The sequence below is a fragment of the Bradyrhizobium sp. Unk1 genome (assembly GCF_059512345.1).
Map to the genome: position 1 here is coordinate 196340 of NZ_JCAMOP010000010.1, position 15349 is coordinate 211688.

General features: G+C 64.7%; 10 protein-coding genes. All 10 read left to right on the forward strand.

The window, feature by feature from the left end:
* Positions 1-104: 104 nt before the first annotated feature.
* The 10 genes from AC5ZFO_RS15310 (at position 105) to AC5ZFO_RS15355 (ending at position 15348) form a co-directional block, all read left to right on the forward strand.
* Entirely contained in the window at positions 105-1841 is a 1737-nt protein-coding gene (locus AC5ZFO_RS15310; protein WP_282522567.1) for a putative bifunctional diguanylate cyclase/phosphodiesterase, read from the forward strand.
* Between the two features lie 221 nt (positions 1842-2062).
* The gene (locus tag AC5ZFO_RS15315) at positions 2063-3502 is read left to right on the forward strand and encodes a sigma-54 interaction domain-containing protein (RefSeq protein WP_282522568.1); all 1440 of its coding nucleotides are present in this window, start codon (positions 2063-2065) and stop codon (positions 3500-3502) included.
* Between the two features lie 195 nt (positions 3503-3697).
* Positions 3698-5014, forward strand: coding sequence for an MFS transporter (locus tag AC5ZFO_RS15320; protein ID WP_282522569.1), 1317 nt, complete (start codon positions 3698-3700; stop codon positions 5012-5014).
* A gap of 71 nt (positions 5015-5085) precedes the next feature.
* The gene (locus tag AC5ZFO_RS15325; RefSeq protein WP_282522570.1) at positions 5086-7122 is read left to right on the forward strand and encodes an acyl CoA:acetate/3-ketoacid CoA transferase; all 2037 of its coding nucleotides are present in this window, start codon (positions 5086-5088) and stop codon (positions 7120-7122) included.
* A 106-nt stretch (positions 7123-7228) separates the two neighbouring features.
* Positions 7229-8413, forward strand: a complete 1185-nt coding sequence (locus AC5ZFO_RS15330; RefSeq protein WP_282522571.1) for a substrate-binding domain-containing protein — start codon at positions 7229-7231, stop codon at positions 8411-8413.
* Between the two features lie 65 nt (positions 8414-8478).
* Positions 8479-9255: an ABC transporter ATP-binding protein gene (locus tag AC5ZFO_RS15335; RefSeq protein WP_282522572.1), complete on the forward strand. Its 777-nt coding sequence runs from the start codon at positions 8479-8481 to the stop codon at positions 9253-9255.
* The gene (locus tag AC5ZFO_RS15340) at positions 9252-9974 is read left to right on the forward strand and encodes an ABC transporter ATP-binding protein (protein ID WP_014491076.1); all 723 of its coding nucleotides are present in this window, start codon (positions 9252-9254) and stop codon (positions 9972-9974) included. The genes AC5ZFO_RS15335 and AC5ZFO_RS15340 overlap by 4 nt, the downstream gene beginning before the upstream one ends.
* Entirely contained in the window at positions 9971-10981 is a 1011-nt protein-coding gene (locus tag AC5ZFO_RS15345) for a branched-chain amino acid ABC transporter permease (protein WP_282522573.1), read from the forward strand. The genes AC5ZFO_RS15340 and AC5ZFO_RS15345 overlap by 4 nt, the downstream gene beginning before the upstream one ends.
* Entirely contained in the window at positions 10978-12063 is a 1086-nt protein-coding gene (locus AC5ZFO_RS15350) for a branched-chain amino acid ABC transporter permease (RefSeq protein ID WP_282522574.1), read from the forward strand. Before AC5ZFO_RS15345 ends, AC5ZFO_RS15350 begins: the two co-directional genes overlap by 4 nt.
* A 174-nt stretch (positions 12064-12237) precedes the next feature.
* The gene (locus AC5ZFO_RS15355; protein ID WP_282522575.1) at positions 12238-15348 is read left to right on the forward strand and encodes a bifunctional diguanylate cyclase/phosphodiesterase; all 3111 of its coding nucleotides are present in this window, start codon (positions 12238-12240) and stop codon (positions 15346-15348) included.
* Position 15349 lies beyond the last annotated feature (1 nt).

Genomic DNA, 15349 nt, shown 5'->3' on the forward strand with positions numbered 1-15349 from the left:
ACACCCCCGTATTTCTCCGTACCCCTTAACCAAACCTAAGAGGGAACTGCGCAAGATCGCGTCCATTGCAAAGGCGCGCTGAAACAACAAGATTCATGACTTCTATGAACGACAACAGATATTCCGGCGCGAGTGAAGCCGAGCTCGGATTTCTCAAGGAAATCATTAGAATGCTGCCTGCCGGTCTGACCGTGCAGGACGCGCAAGGCGACCTTCTCCTGGTTAACGACGTCGCCGCCGCCCAGCTCGGCATGGACGGCAGCCGTCCGTCGCCCGATCTGACGCCGCGCCGGGAAGCCTGCCAGCGGGCATTGAAGTCCGGCGAGGCGGTCATCTCCGAGGAAGCGCTCCACGACGGAGCTGCACGCCAGGTGCTGCTGACCACCCATCGCCCCGTCCGCGTCGCCGGACGCGAGCTGCTGATCTCGGCCTCCTCCGACATCACCGAACAGAAGAACTTCGAGGACCAGCTGTTCCGCTCAGCCTATTTCGACGAGCTAACCGGCCTGCCCTCGCGGCGCGTGATCGAGCATCGCGCCGGCAGCCTGCTCGCGCGCGACGGCAAAGACGAGCGTTTCGCGCTCGCCTTTCTCGACGTCGACAATTTCAAGCACATCAACGACTATTACGGCCACGCCGTCGGCGACGCGCTGCTGGTCGAGCTGTCGAAGCGGCTCGGGCGCGACCTGCGCGATTCCGACATGCTCTCGCGCATCTCCGGCGACGAATTCCTGCTGCTGCTCTCCCCGATCCAGAGCCAGGAGGAAGTCGCCGAATTCATGCAAGCGACGCTGGAGCGGCTGACCGCACCGTTCTTCATCGACAATTCGGAAGTCTTCGCCTCCACCTCCGTCGGCGTCAGCCTCTATCCCGACCACGGCCGCAGCTTCGAGACGCTACGCCAGAACGCCGACATCGCGATGTACCGCATCAAGAACGGCGGCAAGGGCTCGGCGGCGTTCTTCGACGCCAGCATGGAGCGCGAGGCGCAGGCGCGGATGAAGATCGAGCAGTCGCTGCGGCTCGCCATCCTCGAAAAGCGCTTCTGCTGCGCGTTCCAGTCCAAGGTCGACATCCGCACCCAAGCCGTGACGGGCATCGAGGCATTGGTGCGCCTGCGCGACGACGAGGGCGTGATCCAGGCGCCGGGCTCGTTCATCAACCTCGCCGGCGAATTGGGACTGATCGACGAGCTCACCCATCTCGTGCTCGCCGAGATCGTCAAGTCGATCGACCTGATCAACGACAGCTTCGGCGCGGAGGCGACCATCAGCATCAACGTCGCCGCCAAGCAGGCCGGCAACCCCGAATTCATGCGCAGTTTCGCGCGCGCGCTGGACGAGACCGGCTTTCCGCAGCGCTTCATGATCGAGGTGACGGAAGACGCCTTCGTCGCCAAGAATCACTTCCAGACCGAGATCCTGCCGATGTTCCGCAAGCTCGGCGTCGGCATTTCCATCGACGATTTCGGCACCGGCTATTCCTCGCTCTCGGCGCTCGCCGACATCACCGCCGACGAGATCAAGATCGACCGCTCGTTCATCACCGACATCCATAAGCGTCCGCGCAGCCAGGGCATCTTGCGCGCGATCGAATCCCTGAGCGAAGCGCTTGGGATGACCGTGATCGCCGAAGGCCTCGAATCCTACGAGGAGCTGGCCTATCTCCAGGCCGCGACCAAGATCCGCTACGCGCAAGGCTATTATTTCGCCCGGCCGATCTTCCTGGAGGAGCTCAAGCTCGCGACGCCCGCCTCCAGCGAAGCCCGCCCCGGCGTGTCCAGCCGCCCGACGCAGCAGAACCGCCAGGGCTATTCGCGGGCGAGCGGGTACCGGCGGTAGGGGCACAAGCCGCTCCAATCTCGATGTCGTCGCCCGGCTTGACCGGGCGACCCAGTACGCCGAGACGGTTGTGGTTGAACCGATAGGCCGCGGCGTACTGGATGCCCCGGTCAAGCCGGGGCATGACAGCGGTGGGGCGGCTCGCATCCGCAACACCCATTTCCCCCTTTGAAATTGCTGCCCTTTTGCTAATACACGGGCGGACTTCCCTGAGGTACGCCATGCCCTCCTCCTCCGCCGTCAGCGATCCCGCCTATGTCCGCGCGCGGGCGATGGTGACGCTGTTCGAGCGGCTGGAGCATCTGTGCGAGGGCGCGATCGCGATCGATCGCAAGGGACGGGTCGTCTACGTCAACGAGAAGTACCTCGCGGCGCTCGGCCTCAAGCGGACATCCGAGGCAATCGGCCGGCCGATCGAGGAGATCATTCCGAACAGCCTGATGCGGAAGGTGGCCGAGACCGGCGAGCCGATCCTGCTCGACATCATGGAGCTCGGCGGCGAACAGCTCGTGGTGACGCGCATGCCGATCGAGGACGAGGACCGCAACGTCATCGGCGCGATCGGGTTCGTGCTGTACGATCATCTCGAGAGCCTCAAGCCGCTGCTCGCCCGCGTCACCCAGCTCGAGAGCGATTTGCGGCTGGCGCGGCGGCAATTGTCCAACGCGCGCGCCGCGCGCTTCACCTTTGCCGACTTCGTCGGCGCGACGCCGGGAATCGCGCAGGCCAAGGAGCTCGCGGGCCGCGCCGCCCGGCAGAACGTCACCGTGCTTCTCACCGGCGAAACCGGAACGGGCAAGGAGATGCTGGCGCAGGCCATTCACAACGCGTCATCCCGCGCCGAAAAGCCGTTCGTCAGCGTCAACGTCGCCGCGATCCCGGACACATTGATCGAATCGGAATTTTTCGGCACCGCGCCGGGCGCTTATACCGGCGCCGACCGCAAGGGCCGCGAGGGCAAATTCCGGGTCGCCGACGGCGGCACGCTGTTTCTCGACGAGATCGGCGAGATGCCGCTGCAACTGCAGGCCAAGCTCTTGCGCGCGCTGCAGGAGCGCGAGATCGAGCCGCTCGGATCCGACAAGATCTCGAAGGTCGATGTCCGCATCGTCGCCGCCACCAATGTGGACTTGCGCAAGCGCGTCAGCGACGGCGCATTCCGGCCCGACCTCTATTACCGGCTCAACGTGCTCTCGATCGACCTGCCGCCTCTGCGCGACTGCCTTGGTGATCTGCCCGAGATCAGCGCCCGGCTGCTCGAGGACATCAGCGCGTCCGGCGATTATGTCAGTGCGAAGATCACGCCGAGCGCGCTCTCGGCACTCGCGCGTTACGACTGGCCGGGCAACGTCCGCGAACTGCGCAACGTCCTGGAGCGCGCGCTGATCCTCAGCGATTCCGGGCGACTGACCGGCGACGATTTCGCGCGCATCCTTCCCGTCGGCACGGATGCGCGGCCGGCGGCGCCGGTGCGAGCGGCTGGCATCGTGGTGCCCTATGCCGAGGCCGAGGCGGAATTCGAGAAGCACACGCTCGAACAGGCGCTCGCTGCCAGCAACGGCCAGATCTCCGAAGCCGCCAAGATGCTGCGCATCTCGCGCGCGACCTTCTACAAGAAACTCGCCAAGTTCGGCCTCGCTTCGGGACCGGCCGTCGTCTGAGTTTCGAGACTCGATTTGTCCGGAGTCTCGGATTCCTGACATTGCCCCCTGCACCTCTTTCCCGACGCCGGTGCGGGAATTGCCGGGTTTTAAGCCATTTTGCGTAAAGCGACCGCATCTGGCGCGGACCTTGCTCTTCGCTTTGCACAATGACGCATGCTGCACATGCGCATTTGCAAACAGGGAGGACGCCAGATGAGTGGAGCGATCGCCGTCAATCAGCTTCAAGCACGGCAGCCGTCACACGTCACCGTTGCCACCGCGAGCCTGATCGGCACGGCCATCGAGTGGTACGACTTCTTCCTCTACGGCACCGCCGCGGCGCTGATCTTCAACAAGCTGTTCTTCCCGACCTTCGACCCCATGATGGGAACGCTGCTGGCGTTCGCGACCTACGCGCTCGGCTTCATCGCGCGTCCGCTCGGCGGCGTCGTGTTCGGCCATTACGGCGACAAGATCGGCCGCAAGACCATGCTCTATCTGACCCTGCTGATCATGGGCGCCGCGACCGCGGCGATCGGCTTCCTGCCGACCTACGAGACCGCCGGGATCTGGGCCGCGGTCCTGCTGGTGACCTGCCGGCTGATCCAGGGCTTTGGCCTCGGTGGTGAATGGGGCGGCGCGGTACTGATGGCGGTCGAGCATGCGCCGGCGGATAAGAAGGGATTTTACGGCAGCTGGCCGCAACTCGGCGCGCCGCTCGGCCTCGTGCTCGGCACGCTGGTGTTCTCGGTGGTGTCGGCGATGCTGACCGACGCGCAGCTTTTGGCCTGGGGCTGGCGCATCCCGTTCCTGTTCTCGATCGCACTGGTGCTGGTCGGCCTGTGGATCCGCTTCACCATCGCGGAATCGCCGGAGTTCCAGAAGGTCAAGGACAGCAAGCAGGAAGTGAAAATGCCGATCCTCGAGGCTCTCAGGATGTATCCGAAGAACATCCTGCTCGCGATGGGCGCGCGCTTCGCCGAAAACGGCTTCTTCTACATCTACGCGACCTTCGTGCTGGCTTATGCCACGCAATCGCTCGGCATGAACAAGCAGGACATGCTCAACGGCGTGCTGATTGGCGCCGCGATCGAGACCTTCACCATTCCGGCCTTCGGCGCGCTGTCCGACCGCGTCGGGCGGCGGCCGGTCTACATCTTCGGTGGTGTTCTCGGCGCTGATGTCGTTCCCGCTGTTCATGCTGCTGGCGACCAAGAACCCGCAATATGCCTGGATCGCGATCGTGCTGGGCCTCGCCATCGGCCACGCCGCGATGTACGGGCCGCAGGCGAGCTTCCTGTCGGAGCTGTTCGGCACCAAGGTGCGCTACAGCGGCGTCTCGCTCGGCTACAACCTCGCCTCGATCTTCGCCGGCGCGCTGTCGCCGCTGATCGCAACGGGCCTGATGACGGCCTATGCGCCGGCGACCTGGCCGATCTCGCTCTACATGATCGCGCTCGCGATCATCACCATCGTGTCGGTTTACTTCGCGACCGAAACACGCAAGGTCGCTCAGCCCTGAACGGTTGATCGCAGCTTCCACGGTGCCGGAGCGGCTATCGCAAGCCGCTCCTGATAATACCAACATGGGAGGAAACGCCGTGAGCCAGCATCCTGCCTTGGCCTATCTGCCCAATTCCGAGAAAGGCAAGGTCGTCACGGCGGCCGAAGCGGTCATGCTGATCCGCGACGGCGACACGGTGGCGACCGGCGGGTTCGTCGGCATCGGCTTTGCCGAGGAGATCGCGATCGCGCTGGAGGAGCTCTATCTGTCCAACGAAGGCGATGCACCCTACACGCAAGGCAAGCCGCGCAATCTGACGCTGGTCTATGCCGCGGGCCAGGGCGACGGCAAGCATCGCGGCCTCAACCACTTTGCGCATGAGGGCCTGGTCCGGCGCGTGATCGGCGGGCATTGGGGACTTGCGCCGAAATTGCAGCAGCTTGCGATCGCCAACCAGATCGAGGCCTATAACCTGCCGCAGGGCGTGATCACGCATCTGTTCCGCGACATCGCGGCGAACAGGCCCGGCCACATCACCCGCGTCGGCATGGGCACCTTCGTCGATCCCAGGCATGGCGGCGGCAAGCTGAATGCGCGCACCACCGAGGACATGGTGGAGCTGATCACGCTTCGCGGCGAAGAGTGCCTGCTCTACAGGACGTTTCCGATCCATGTCGGGATCATTCGGGCCACGACCGGCGATCCCGACGGCAACCTCACCATGGAGAAGGAGGCGCTGACGCTGGAAGCGCTCGCCATCGCCATGGCCGCGCATAATTCCGGCGGCATCGTCATCGCCCAGGTCGAGCGCGTCGCCGAGGGCGGCAGCCTCAATCCGCGCCAGGTCAAGATTCCCGGAATCCTCGTCGATTGCGTCGTCGTGGCCAAGCCCGAGCATCACTGGCAGACGTTTGGTACGCAATACAATCCGGCCTTCAGCAGCGAGATCCGGGTCCGTGCCGCCTCGCTGCCGGTGATGCCGGTCAGCGAACGCAAGATCATCGCCCGCCGCGCCGCCTTCGAGCTCAAAGCCAACAGCGTCGTCAACCTCGGCATCGGCATGCCCGAGGGGATCGCTTCCGTCGCCAATGAAGAGCGGATCATCGACCTGATCACGCTGACGGCGGAGCCCGGCGTGATCGGCGGCATCCCGGCGAGCGGCATCGATTTCGGCGCGGCGATCAACACCCAGGCGGTGATCGACCAGCCCTATCAATTCGACTTCTACGACGGCGGCGGTCTCGACGCCGCCTTCCTCGGGCTCGCCCAGGTCGATCGCGCCGGCAATCTCAATGTCAGCAAGTTCGGGCCGAAGCTTGCGGGCGCCGGCGGCTTCATCAACATCAGCCAGAACGCCAAGGAGGTCGTGTTCGTCGGCACGTTTGCTGCCGGCAAACAGCGGATTGTAGTCAACGATGGCGAGCTCGCCATTGTTGAGGAAGCAAGATCCCGCAAATTCGTCGACAAGGTCGAGCACGTCACCTTCAGCGGCCCGTTCGCGGCGGCGCGCGGACAACGCGTGCTCTATGTCACCGAACGCTGCGTCTTCGCGCTCAGGCCCGACGGGCTCGAACTCACGGAAGTCGCGCCCGGCATCGACATCGAGCGTGACATCCTGCGCCTGATGGATTTCAAGCCGCTGATCCCGCGCGATCCTGCGCTGATGGACGCCCGCATCTTCGGCGAGGGCCCGATGGATTTGCGCGAGCGCCTGCTGACGATCCCGCTCGACCAGCGTTTCACGCTGGACGAGCAGCAGAACCTGTTCTTCATCAACCTCGAGCGCTATCCGCTGCGCAGCAAGGCCGAGATCGACACGATCGCGGCCATCGTCGAGACCCGCCTGGCGCCGCTTGGCCGCCGGGTCTACGCCATCGTCAATTATGACAATTTTTCCATCCTGCCGGAGTTGATGGACGATTATTCCGCCATGGTCCGCAGTCTCGTCGATCGCTTCTATTCCGGCGTGTCGCGCTACACCACGTCGGGCTTCCTGCGCATCAAGCTCGGCGAAGCCCTGGAGAGGCGGGGCGTAGCGCCGCATATTTTCGAGAGCGCGGACGAAGCGCAATTGGACTGGCGCCAGATCGAGGGAGGCGGCGCAACGCGTAGCGCGCGGCTAGCCCAAAAATGATGCATGCTCGATAGGCCGATACACTCGGCCGGAAGGTTCAATTGCAATGTTCGCAAGCTTGTGCAAATCGCTGTTACCGAGAAACTTTGAATCAGGAGGGATCATCGTGCGTCGATCATTCATCATAACAACAACCATTCTCGCCCTCGCCGCGGTAACCTCCGCGCACGCGGACGACCTCAAGGTCGCGCTGATCTACGGCAAGACCGGCCCGCTCGAAGCCTATGCCAAGCAGACCGAAACCGGCCTGCAGATGGGTTTTGAATACGCCACCAAGGGCACCATGACGCTCGACGGCCGCAAGATCGTCGTCATCACCAAGGACGACCAGGGCAAGCCCGACCTGTCGAAGGCCGCACTCGCGGAAGCCTATCAGGACGACAAGGCCGACATCGCGATCGGCACGACCTCGTCGGCCGCGGCGCTCGCCATCCTCCCCGTCGCCGAGGAGAACAAGAAGATCCTGATCGTCGAGCCCGCCGTCGCGGACCAGATTACCGGCGAGAAGTGGAATCGCTACATCTTCCGCACCGCGCGCAATTCGTCGCAGGACGCGATCTCGAACGCGGTCGCGATCGGCAAGCAGGGCGTCACCGTGGCGACGCTGGCGCAGGACTACGCCTTCGGCCGCGACGGCGTCGCCGCCTTCAAGGAGGCGCTCGCCAAGACCGGCGCGACGCTCGCCGCGGAAGAATACGCCCCGACCAACACCACCGACTTCACCGCGGTCGGTCAGCGCCTGTTCGACGCGCTGAAGGACAAGCCCGGCCGCAAGGTGATCTGGGTGATCTGGGCCGGCGCCGGCAATCCGCTGGCGAAACTCCAGGACATGGACCCGAAGCGCTACGGCATCGAGCTCTCCACCGGCGGCAACATCCTGCCGGCGCTCGCCGCGTATAAGGGCCTGCCCGGCATGGAAGGCGCGACCTATTATTACTACGAGATCCCGAAGAACCCGGTGAACGACTGGCTGGTCGCCGAGCACCAGAAGCGCTTCAACGCACCGCCGGACTTCTTCACTGCGGGCGGTTTCGCCGCCGCGATGTCCGTCGTCGCCGCCGTCACCAAGGCGAAATCGACCGACACCGAGAAGCTGATCACGGCGATGGAAGGCCTGGAGTTCGACACGCCGAAGGGCAAGATGGTGTTCCGCAAGGAAGACCATCAGGCGCTCCAGAGCATGTATCACTTCAAGGTCAAGGTCGATCCGAACGTCGCCTGGGCCGTGCTCGAGCCGGTGCGCGAGCTGAAGATCGAGGACATGGACGTTCCGGTCCGCAACAAGCGTTGAGATCAAATCTCCTCTCCCCGCACGCGCGGGGAGAGGCTTCTTCCACATTCCCCAGAGTTTCCCCGATGGCCCTGACGTTAGAGACCCGCGACCTCACCATCCGCTTCGGCGGTCATGTCGCGGTCAACAACGTCACCTGCACGTTCCGCCCCGGCGAGCTCACCGCCATCGTCGGGCCGAACGGCGCCGGCAAGACCACCTATTTCAACCTGATCTCGGGCCAGCTGCGCGCCTCACACGGCAGCATCCTGTTCGACGGCACCGACATCACGCAGCATTCCGCGCCGCTGCGCACCCGCGCTGGCCTCGGCCGCGCCTTCCAGCTCACCAACCTCTTTCCGAACCTCACCGTGGAAGAGAACGTCCGCCTCGCGGTGCAGGCCGCCAGCGGCACCCATTACGACATGCTGCGGCCCTGGATGGTCCGCCGCGACCTGATCGCCCGCGCCGATGCCATCCTCGACCAGGTCGCACTCGGCAATCGCCGCGGTGTCGCGGCGACTGCGCTGTCGCATGGCGACCAGCGCAAGCTCGAGGTGGCGCTGATGATCGCGCTCGAACCCAAAGTGTTCATGTTCGACGAGCCGACCGCGGGCATGAGCATCGACGAGGTGCCGGTGGTGCTGAACCTCATCGCGCAGCTCAAGCAGGACAAGAGCAAGATCATCCTCCTCGTCGAGCACAAGATGGACGTGGTGCGCTCGCTCGCCGACCGCATCATCGTGCTGCACAACGGACAACTTGTCGCCGACGGGCCGCCGGCCGAGGTGATCGCCTCGCCGATCGTGCAGGAAGCCTATCTCGGCGTTGCACCAAAGAATTCTGCCGAGAGCGCCGCATGACCGATCTGCTCAAACTCTCCGGCGTGCACACGCATATCGGCCGCTACCACATTCTCCAGGGCATCGACCTCGCGGTCCCCCAGGGCCAGACCACCATGCTGCTCGGCCGCAACGGCGCCGGCAAGACCACGACGCTGCGCACCATCATGGGCCTGTGGCAGGCCTCCAGCGGCGAGATCACGCTCGCAGGCGAGCGCATCGAGAGCCGCGCCACGCCCGACATCGCGCGGCTCGGCGTCGGCTACGTGCCGGAGAGCATGGCGGTGTTTTCCGACCTCACGGTGAAGGAAAACCTGGTGCTGGCGGCGCGCGACGGGCCGCTCGACGATACCCAGCTCGACTGGATCTTCGGCTTCTTCCCCGCGCTGCGCCGGTTCTGGCTGTCGCGGGCGGGAAGCCTCTCGGGCGGACAGAAGCAGATGTTGTCGATCGCGCGCGCCATCGTCGAGCCGCGCAAGCTGCTGCTGATCGACGAGCCGACCAAGGGGCTGGCGCCCGCGATCGTCATGGCACTGATCGAGTGCCTGAAGGAGATCAAGCGCAAGGGCGCGACGATCCTGCTGGTCGAACAGAATTTCTTTGCCGCCCGCGAGCTCGGCGACAACGTGCTGGTCATGGACAATGGCACCATCGTCCATCGCGGCGAGATGGCGGCGCTCGCCGCCGACGTGCCGCTGCAGGAGCGGCTGCTCGGCCTGAGCCTGGAGGCGCATCAGTGACTGAACTCGCCGCAAATGATCCGCTGCCGAAGCCGAGGCGCGATCTCGCGCCGATCCTGCTGCCGATCGCACTGGCGCTTGCGATGATTCCTCTGGTGGGGTCACCCAGCACCTGGCTGACATTGACCGCCGCTAGCCTCGCCATGGGCATGATGATCTTCATCATGGCCTCGGGGCTGACGCTGGTGTTCGGCCTGATGGACGTGCTCAATTTCGGCCACGGCGCCTTCATTGCTGTCGGCGCCTATGTGGCAACCCTCGTGCTGGCGCCGTTCGCGGCCTCGATGCAGGCGGATTCGCTGTGGATCAACCTCGCGGTGCTGGCGCCGGCGGCGCTGCTGTCGATGGCAGTGTCCGGCGCGCTCGGCTTGGTCGTCGAGCGCGTGCTGATCCTGCCCGTCTATGGCCAGCATCTGAAGCAGATCCTGATGACGACGGGCGGCCTGATTGTTGCGGAACAGACGCTCTATGCGCTGTGGGGACCGCAGATCATCCCGATGCCGTTGCCGACATCGCTGCGCGGCTCCTTCATCCTCGGCGACGTCGCCATCGCCAAATACCGTGTGCTGGCGATGCTGATCGGCCTCGCCGTCTTCATCGCGATCCAGCTCGTGCTCAACCGCAGCAAGCGCGGCCTTCTGATCCGCGCCGGCGTCGAGAACCGCGAGATGGTCGAGGCGCTCGGTTATCGCATCCGCCGCCTGTTCCTCGGCGTGTTCATGACGGGATCGGCGCTCGCCGGCCTCGGCGGCGTGATGTGGGCGCTCTATCGCGAGCAGGTCCACGCCTCCATGAGCGACGACCTCACCGTCTTGATTTTCATCGTCGTCATCATCGGCGGCCTCGGCTCGATCGGAGGCTGCTTCATCGGCGCCATCCTGGTCGCGATGGTGGCCAATTACGGCGGCTTCCTGCTGCCAAAACTCGCCCTCGTCTCCAACATCCTGCTGATGGTCGCCATTCTGATGTGGCGGCCGCGCGGCCTCTATGCGGTGACCAGCCGATGATGCTTCTTTCCGGCGACCCGCCGCGCAGCCGCGTTCTCACGCTCGTTCTCGTCGTCATCATCCTGGCGCTGGCGGCGACGCCGTTCCTGTTTCCGGGGGCCAAGGCGCTGAACGTCGCGGCCAAGATCTGCGTCTTCGCCGCGCTCGTCGCCTCCTACGACCTGCTGCTCGGCTATACCGGCTCGGTGTCGTTCGCCCACACCATGTTCTACGGCATCGGCAGCTACGCCATCGCGATCGCGCTGTACGGCATGGGTCCGAACTGGGCCGCGGTCGCAACCGGTATCGTCGTCGGCCTGCCGCTCGCGGCGCTGCTCGCGCTCGCGATCGGCCTGTTCTCGCTGCGGGTCGCCGCGATCTTCTTTGCCATGATCACGCTCGCCGTCGCCTCCGCCTTCCAGGTGCTGGCCTCGCAGCTCTCCTGGCTGACCGGCGGCGAGGATGGTCGCAGCTTCCAGCTGCCGGAGTTGCTGCGGCCCGGCACGGTGCTGATCTCCAAGAACCTGTTCGGATTCGAGATCAACGGCCGCATCCTCACCTTCTACCTGGTGTTTGCCGTCTCGGCCCTGATGATCCTCGCATTGTTGCGTGTCGTGAACTCGCCGTTCGGACGCGTGCTCCAGGCGATCCGCGAGAACCGCTTTCGCGCCGAGGCGCTCGGCTTTCGCACCGTCTTCCACCTGACCTACGCCAACTGCCTCGCCGCGCTGGTCGCCGCCAGCGCCGGCATTTTGAACGCGCTGTGGCTGCGCTATGCCGGCCCTGATACCTCGCTCAGCTTCTCGATCATGCTGGACATTCTGTTGATGGTGGTGATCGGCGGCATGGGCACGATCTACGGCGCGATCATCGGCGCAACCATCTTCATCCTCGCCCAGAACTACCTTCAGTCGCTGATGGGCGTCGCCTCCAAGGCGGCGAGCGAAGCCGGCCTGCCGCTGCTGCCGGGGCTGTTGCATCCCGACCGCTGGCTGCTGTGGCTTGGGCTGCTGTTCATCGCCAGCGTCTACTTCTTCCCGACCGGCGTCGTCGGACGTCTGCGCAACGCCGGCCGCGACAAGAGCGCGAACGTCTCGCATTAAGCTGCCGTTAATGATGCAGCGCAGCGGTTGTGATGGGCACGGCACAACCGCGACGTGATTCCCGTCCCACTGCATACGGGCGCACTGCACAACCGGATTAATGCTTAGGTAACTGGCTTTCCTAAGGTTTGCGCCATTTGTGCGGTGTATTCCTGTCCTTCCAGGGAGGGGGGAATGCGCCAGGTCTTTTCCACGGTGACAGCCGGAATGTCATCAGCCGTGACCAACGGCTGGGCGGCCTTGACGCGGCGTGGTCCTGTCCTCTGGCTGACCTTGTGCGGCGTGTTGCTGGTCGCTGGGATCTTCGCCGTGACCGCCATGGCGGTCGGCGAATTCCGCGAGCGCACCCTGGCCAACCGCGAGCGCGAGCTGGAAAATACGGTGCAGCTGATCGCACGGCACTTCGATCAGCAATTCCAGGATTCCGACGTCGTCGCCGCCGACCTGATCGGGCAGATGAACCTGCCGGAGATCACCTCGTCGTCGATGTTCCGCGAGCGCATGTCCGGCCTCGCGACGAACCAGATGCTGCGGAGCAAGATCAGCTCCGTCTCCTATCTCGGCGACATCGCGATCTACGATGCCGACGGCGAGCTGATCAACTGGTCGCGGGCCCAGCCGCTGCCCAAGATCAACGTCTCTTCGCGCGCATACTTCCAGACGTTCCAATCCGATCCGATGGCCGAACCGGTCATCCTGGAATCGGTCCGCAGCTTCATCATCGGCAAATGGACCACGATCGTCGCGCGGCGGCTGAGCGGCGCGGACGGCACCTTCCTCGGCGCAATGGTCCGGCGGATCGATCCGGACAGCTACCAGCAGTATTTCGCATCTGTCGCACTTGCCGAGGGTACGGCGATCTCGCTGTTCGATCGCGAAGGTAAGATGCTGGCCCGCTATCCGCATGTCGAAGAGCTGATCGGCAGGAATTTCAAGGACGCGCCGCTGATGCGCAAGATGCTGGCCGAGGGCGGCCGGCACACGCTGCGCGTCAAGGGACCGATCGACGGCGAGGACCGCCTCGGCTCGGGAGCCTCGCTGTCGCATTTCCCGTTGGTCATCGTCGCGACCAACACCACGAGCGCCGCGCTGGCCGACTGGCGTCAGCAGACCGGCTTCATGGTCACCACGGCAACGCTTTCGGCGATCGTGATCGCGTTGATCCTCTTCCTGATCATCCGCCAGATCAACCGGCAGAACCGGGAAGCCCAGGAGCGGATCGAAGCGGAACGGCTGCGGCTCGACACCGCCCTGAACAACATGTCGCAAGGGCTGATCCTGTACGACGCCGCTGGTTTCATCGTCACCTGCAACCGCCGCTACGCCGAGATGTTCGGCTTGTCCCACGACGTCATCAAGCCCGGCTGTCACATCCGCGAGGCGATGCAGCACCGCAAGGAGCGTGGCGCGTTCGGCGCCGACGTCGAGGCGTTCTGCACCGACGTGATGCGGATCGTCGCCGAAGGCAAGGTTTCCAGCAGGATCCACGAACTGCCCAACGGCCGCGCCTTCCAGGTCATCAACACTCCGCTGGCGCAGGGCGGATGGGTCGCCACGATCGAGGAAATCACCGAGCGGCGCAATCTGGAGCAGGAACGCGACCGCAACTACATGTTCCTGCGCGAGATCATCGATCACATCCCCTCGCAGATCACGGTGAAGGATGCCCGGACGCGGCAATATCTGCTGGTCAACCGGACCGCCGAGGAGCAGTTCGGCCAATCGGGTGACGTCATCGTCGGCAAGACTCCCTTCGACATGTATCCGGATGCCGCCGCCAGGATCGTCACCGACGACGACAGCAAGGCGCTGCAGGCGCCCGGGGGATTGTTCAAGGACGAGCACGTCTGGCAGAGCCAGACCAAGGGACCGCGCTACATCACGTCGACCCGGATCGGCATTCGCGACAAGTCCGGCGAGCCGCGCTACCTCATCAGCGTCGTCGAGGATGTCACCGAGCGGCGGCGCGCCCACGAGAAGATCGCGCATATGGCGCATTACGATGCGCTGACCGACCTGCCGAACCGCACGCTGTTCCGCGAACAGATCGAGCGCGAGCTGGCGAAGGTCGCCGGCGGCGAGCAGTTCGCGCTGCTCTATATCGACGTCGACGAATTCAAGGGCATCAACGATTCGCTCGGCCATCACGTCGGCGACGAGCTGCTGAAGGCGATCGCGACCCGGCTGCGCGGCTGCCTCAAGAAGAGCGATTTGATCGCACGGCTCGGCGGCGACGAATTCGCCGTGATCCAGACCGGAATCCAGTCCTCTGCAGACGTGCTGTCGTTCGTGACGCGGATCTACGAGGCGATCCGCCAGCCCTATCACTGCCTCGGCCATCAGCTCTCCACCGACGCCAGCATCGGCATCGCGCTGGCGCCGCAGGACGGGACCGATCTCGACCAGCTCATCAAGCACGCCGATCTTGCGATGTACGGCGCCAAGGCTGAAGGGCGCCGCACCCATCGCTTCTTCGAGCCGGAGATGGATGCGAGCGCCAAGGCGCGCCTGACCATGGAGCAGGATCTGCGCCAGGCGCTGGTGAACGGCGGCTTCGAGATCCACTACCAGCCGCTGGTCGATCTGCGCACCAACGACGTGTCGGGCTGCGAGGCGCTGCTGCGCTGGCGGCATCCCGAACGCGGCTGGGTGTCGCCGGCGGAGTTCATTCCGATCGCCGAGGATACCGGCCTGATCAACGAGCTCGGCGACTGGGTGCTGCGCATGGCCTGCAACGAGGCCGCGACCTGGCCGGCGCATGTGCGGATTGCGGTCAACGTCTCGCCGGTGCAGCTCAAATGCGATACGCTGGCGCTGCGGATTGCCGGCGCACTCGCCGCCTCCGGACTCGCTCCATCCCGGCTCGAGCTCGAAATCACCGAGGCCGTGCTGATCCGCGACGACGAGGCCGCGCTCTCGATCCTGCACCAGCTCCGTGCCATCGGCGTGCGCATCGCGCTCGACGATTTCGGCACCGGCTATTCCTCGCTGAGCTATCTGAAGCGCTTCCCGTTCGACAAGATCAAGATCGACCGCTGCTTCGTCGCCGACATCGCGGAGACCAGCGGCGCGCCTGTGATCGTGCAGGCGGTGGTGAACATCGCCGCGGCGAGCCACATGACCACCGTCGCCGAGGGCGTCGAGACCGAGGCGCAGCGCGAGATGCTGCGCGCGCTCGGTTGCACGGAGATGCAGGGTTATCTGTTCAGCAAGCCGAAGCCGGCCGCCGAGGTGCGAAAGCTGTTCGGTCCGAACGATGCCGCGCCGGTGGCGGCGGTGGCCTGAG

Excerpts from the sequence above, each read along its gene's own strand:
- AC5ZFO_RS15355 (WP_282522575.1), top strand. The coding sequence starts at position 12,238 with ATGCGCCAGGTCTTTTCCACGGTGACAGCCGGAATGTCATCAGCCGTG.
- AC5ZFO_RS15315 (WP_282522568.1), top strand. The coding sequence starts at position 2,063 with ATGCCCTCCTCCTCCGCCGTCAGCGATCCCGCCTATGTCCGCGCGCGG.
- AC5ZFO_RS15350 (WP_282522574.1), top strand. The coding sequence starts at position 10,978 with ATGATGCTTCTTTCCGGCGACCCGCCGCGCAGCCGCGTTCTCACGCTC.
- AC5ZFO_RS15320 (WP_282522569.1), top strand. The coding sequence starts at position 3,698 with ATGAGTGGAGCGATCGCCGTCAATCAGCTTCAAGCACGGCAGCCGTCA.
- AC5ZFO_RS15310 (WP_282522567.1), top strand. The coding sequence starts at position 105 with ATGAACGACAACAGATATTCCGGCGCGAGTGAAGCCGAGCTCGGATTT.
- AC5ZFO_RS15335 (WP_282522572.1), top strand. The coding sequence starts at position 8,479 with ATGGCCCTGACGTTAGAGACCCGCGACCTCACCATCCGCTTCGGCGGT.
- AC5ZFO_RS15340 (WP_014491076.1), top strand. The coding sequence starts at position 9,252 with ATGACCGATCTGCTCAAACTCTCCGGCGTGCACACGCATATCGGCCGC.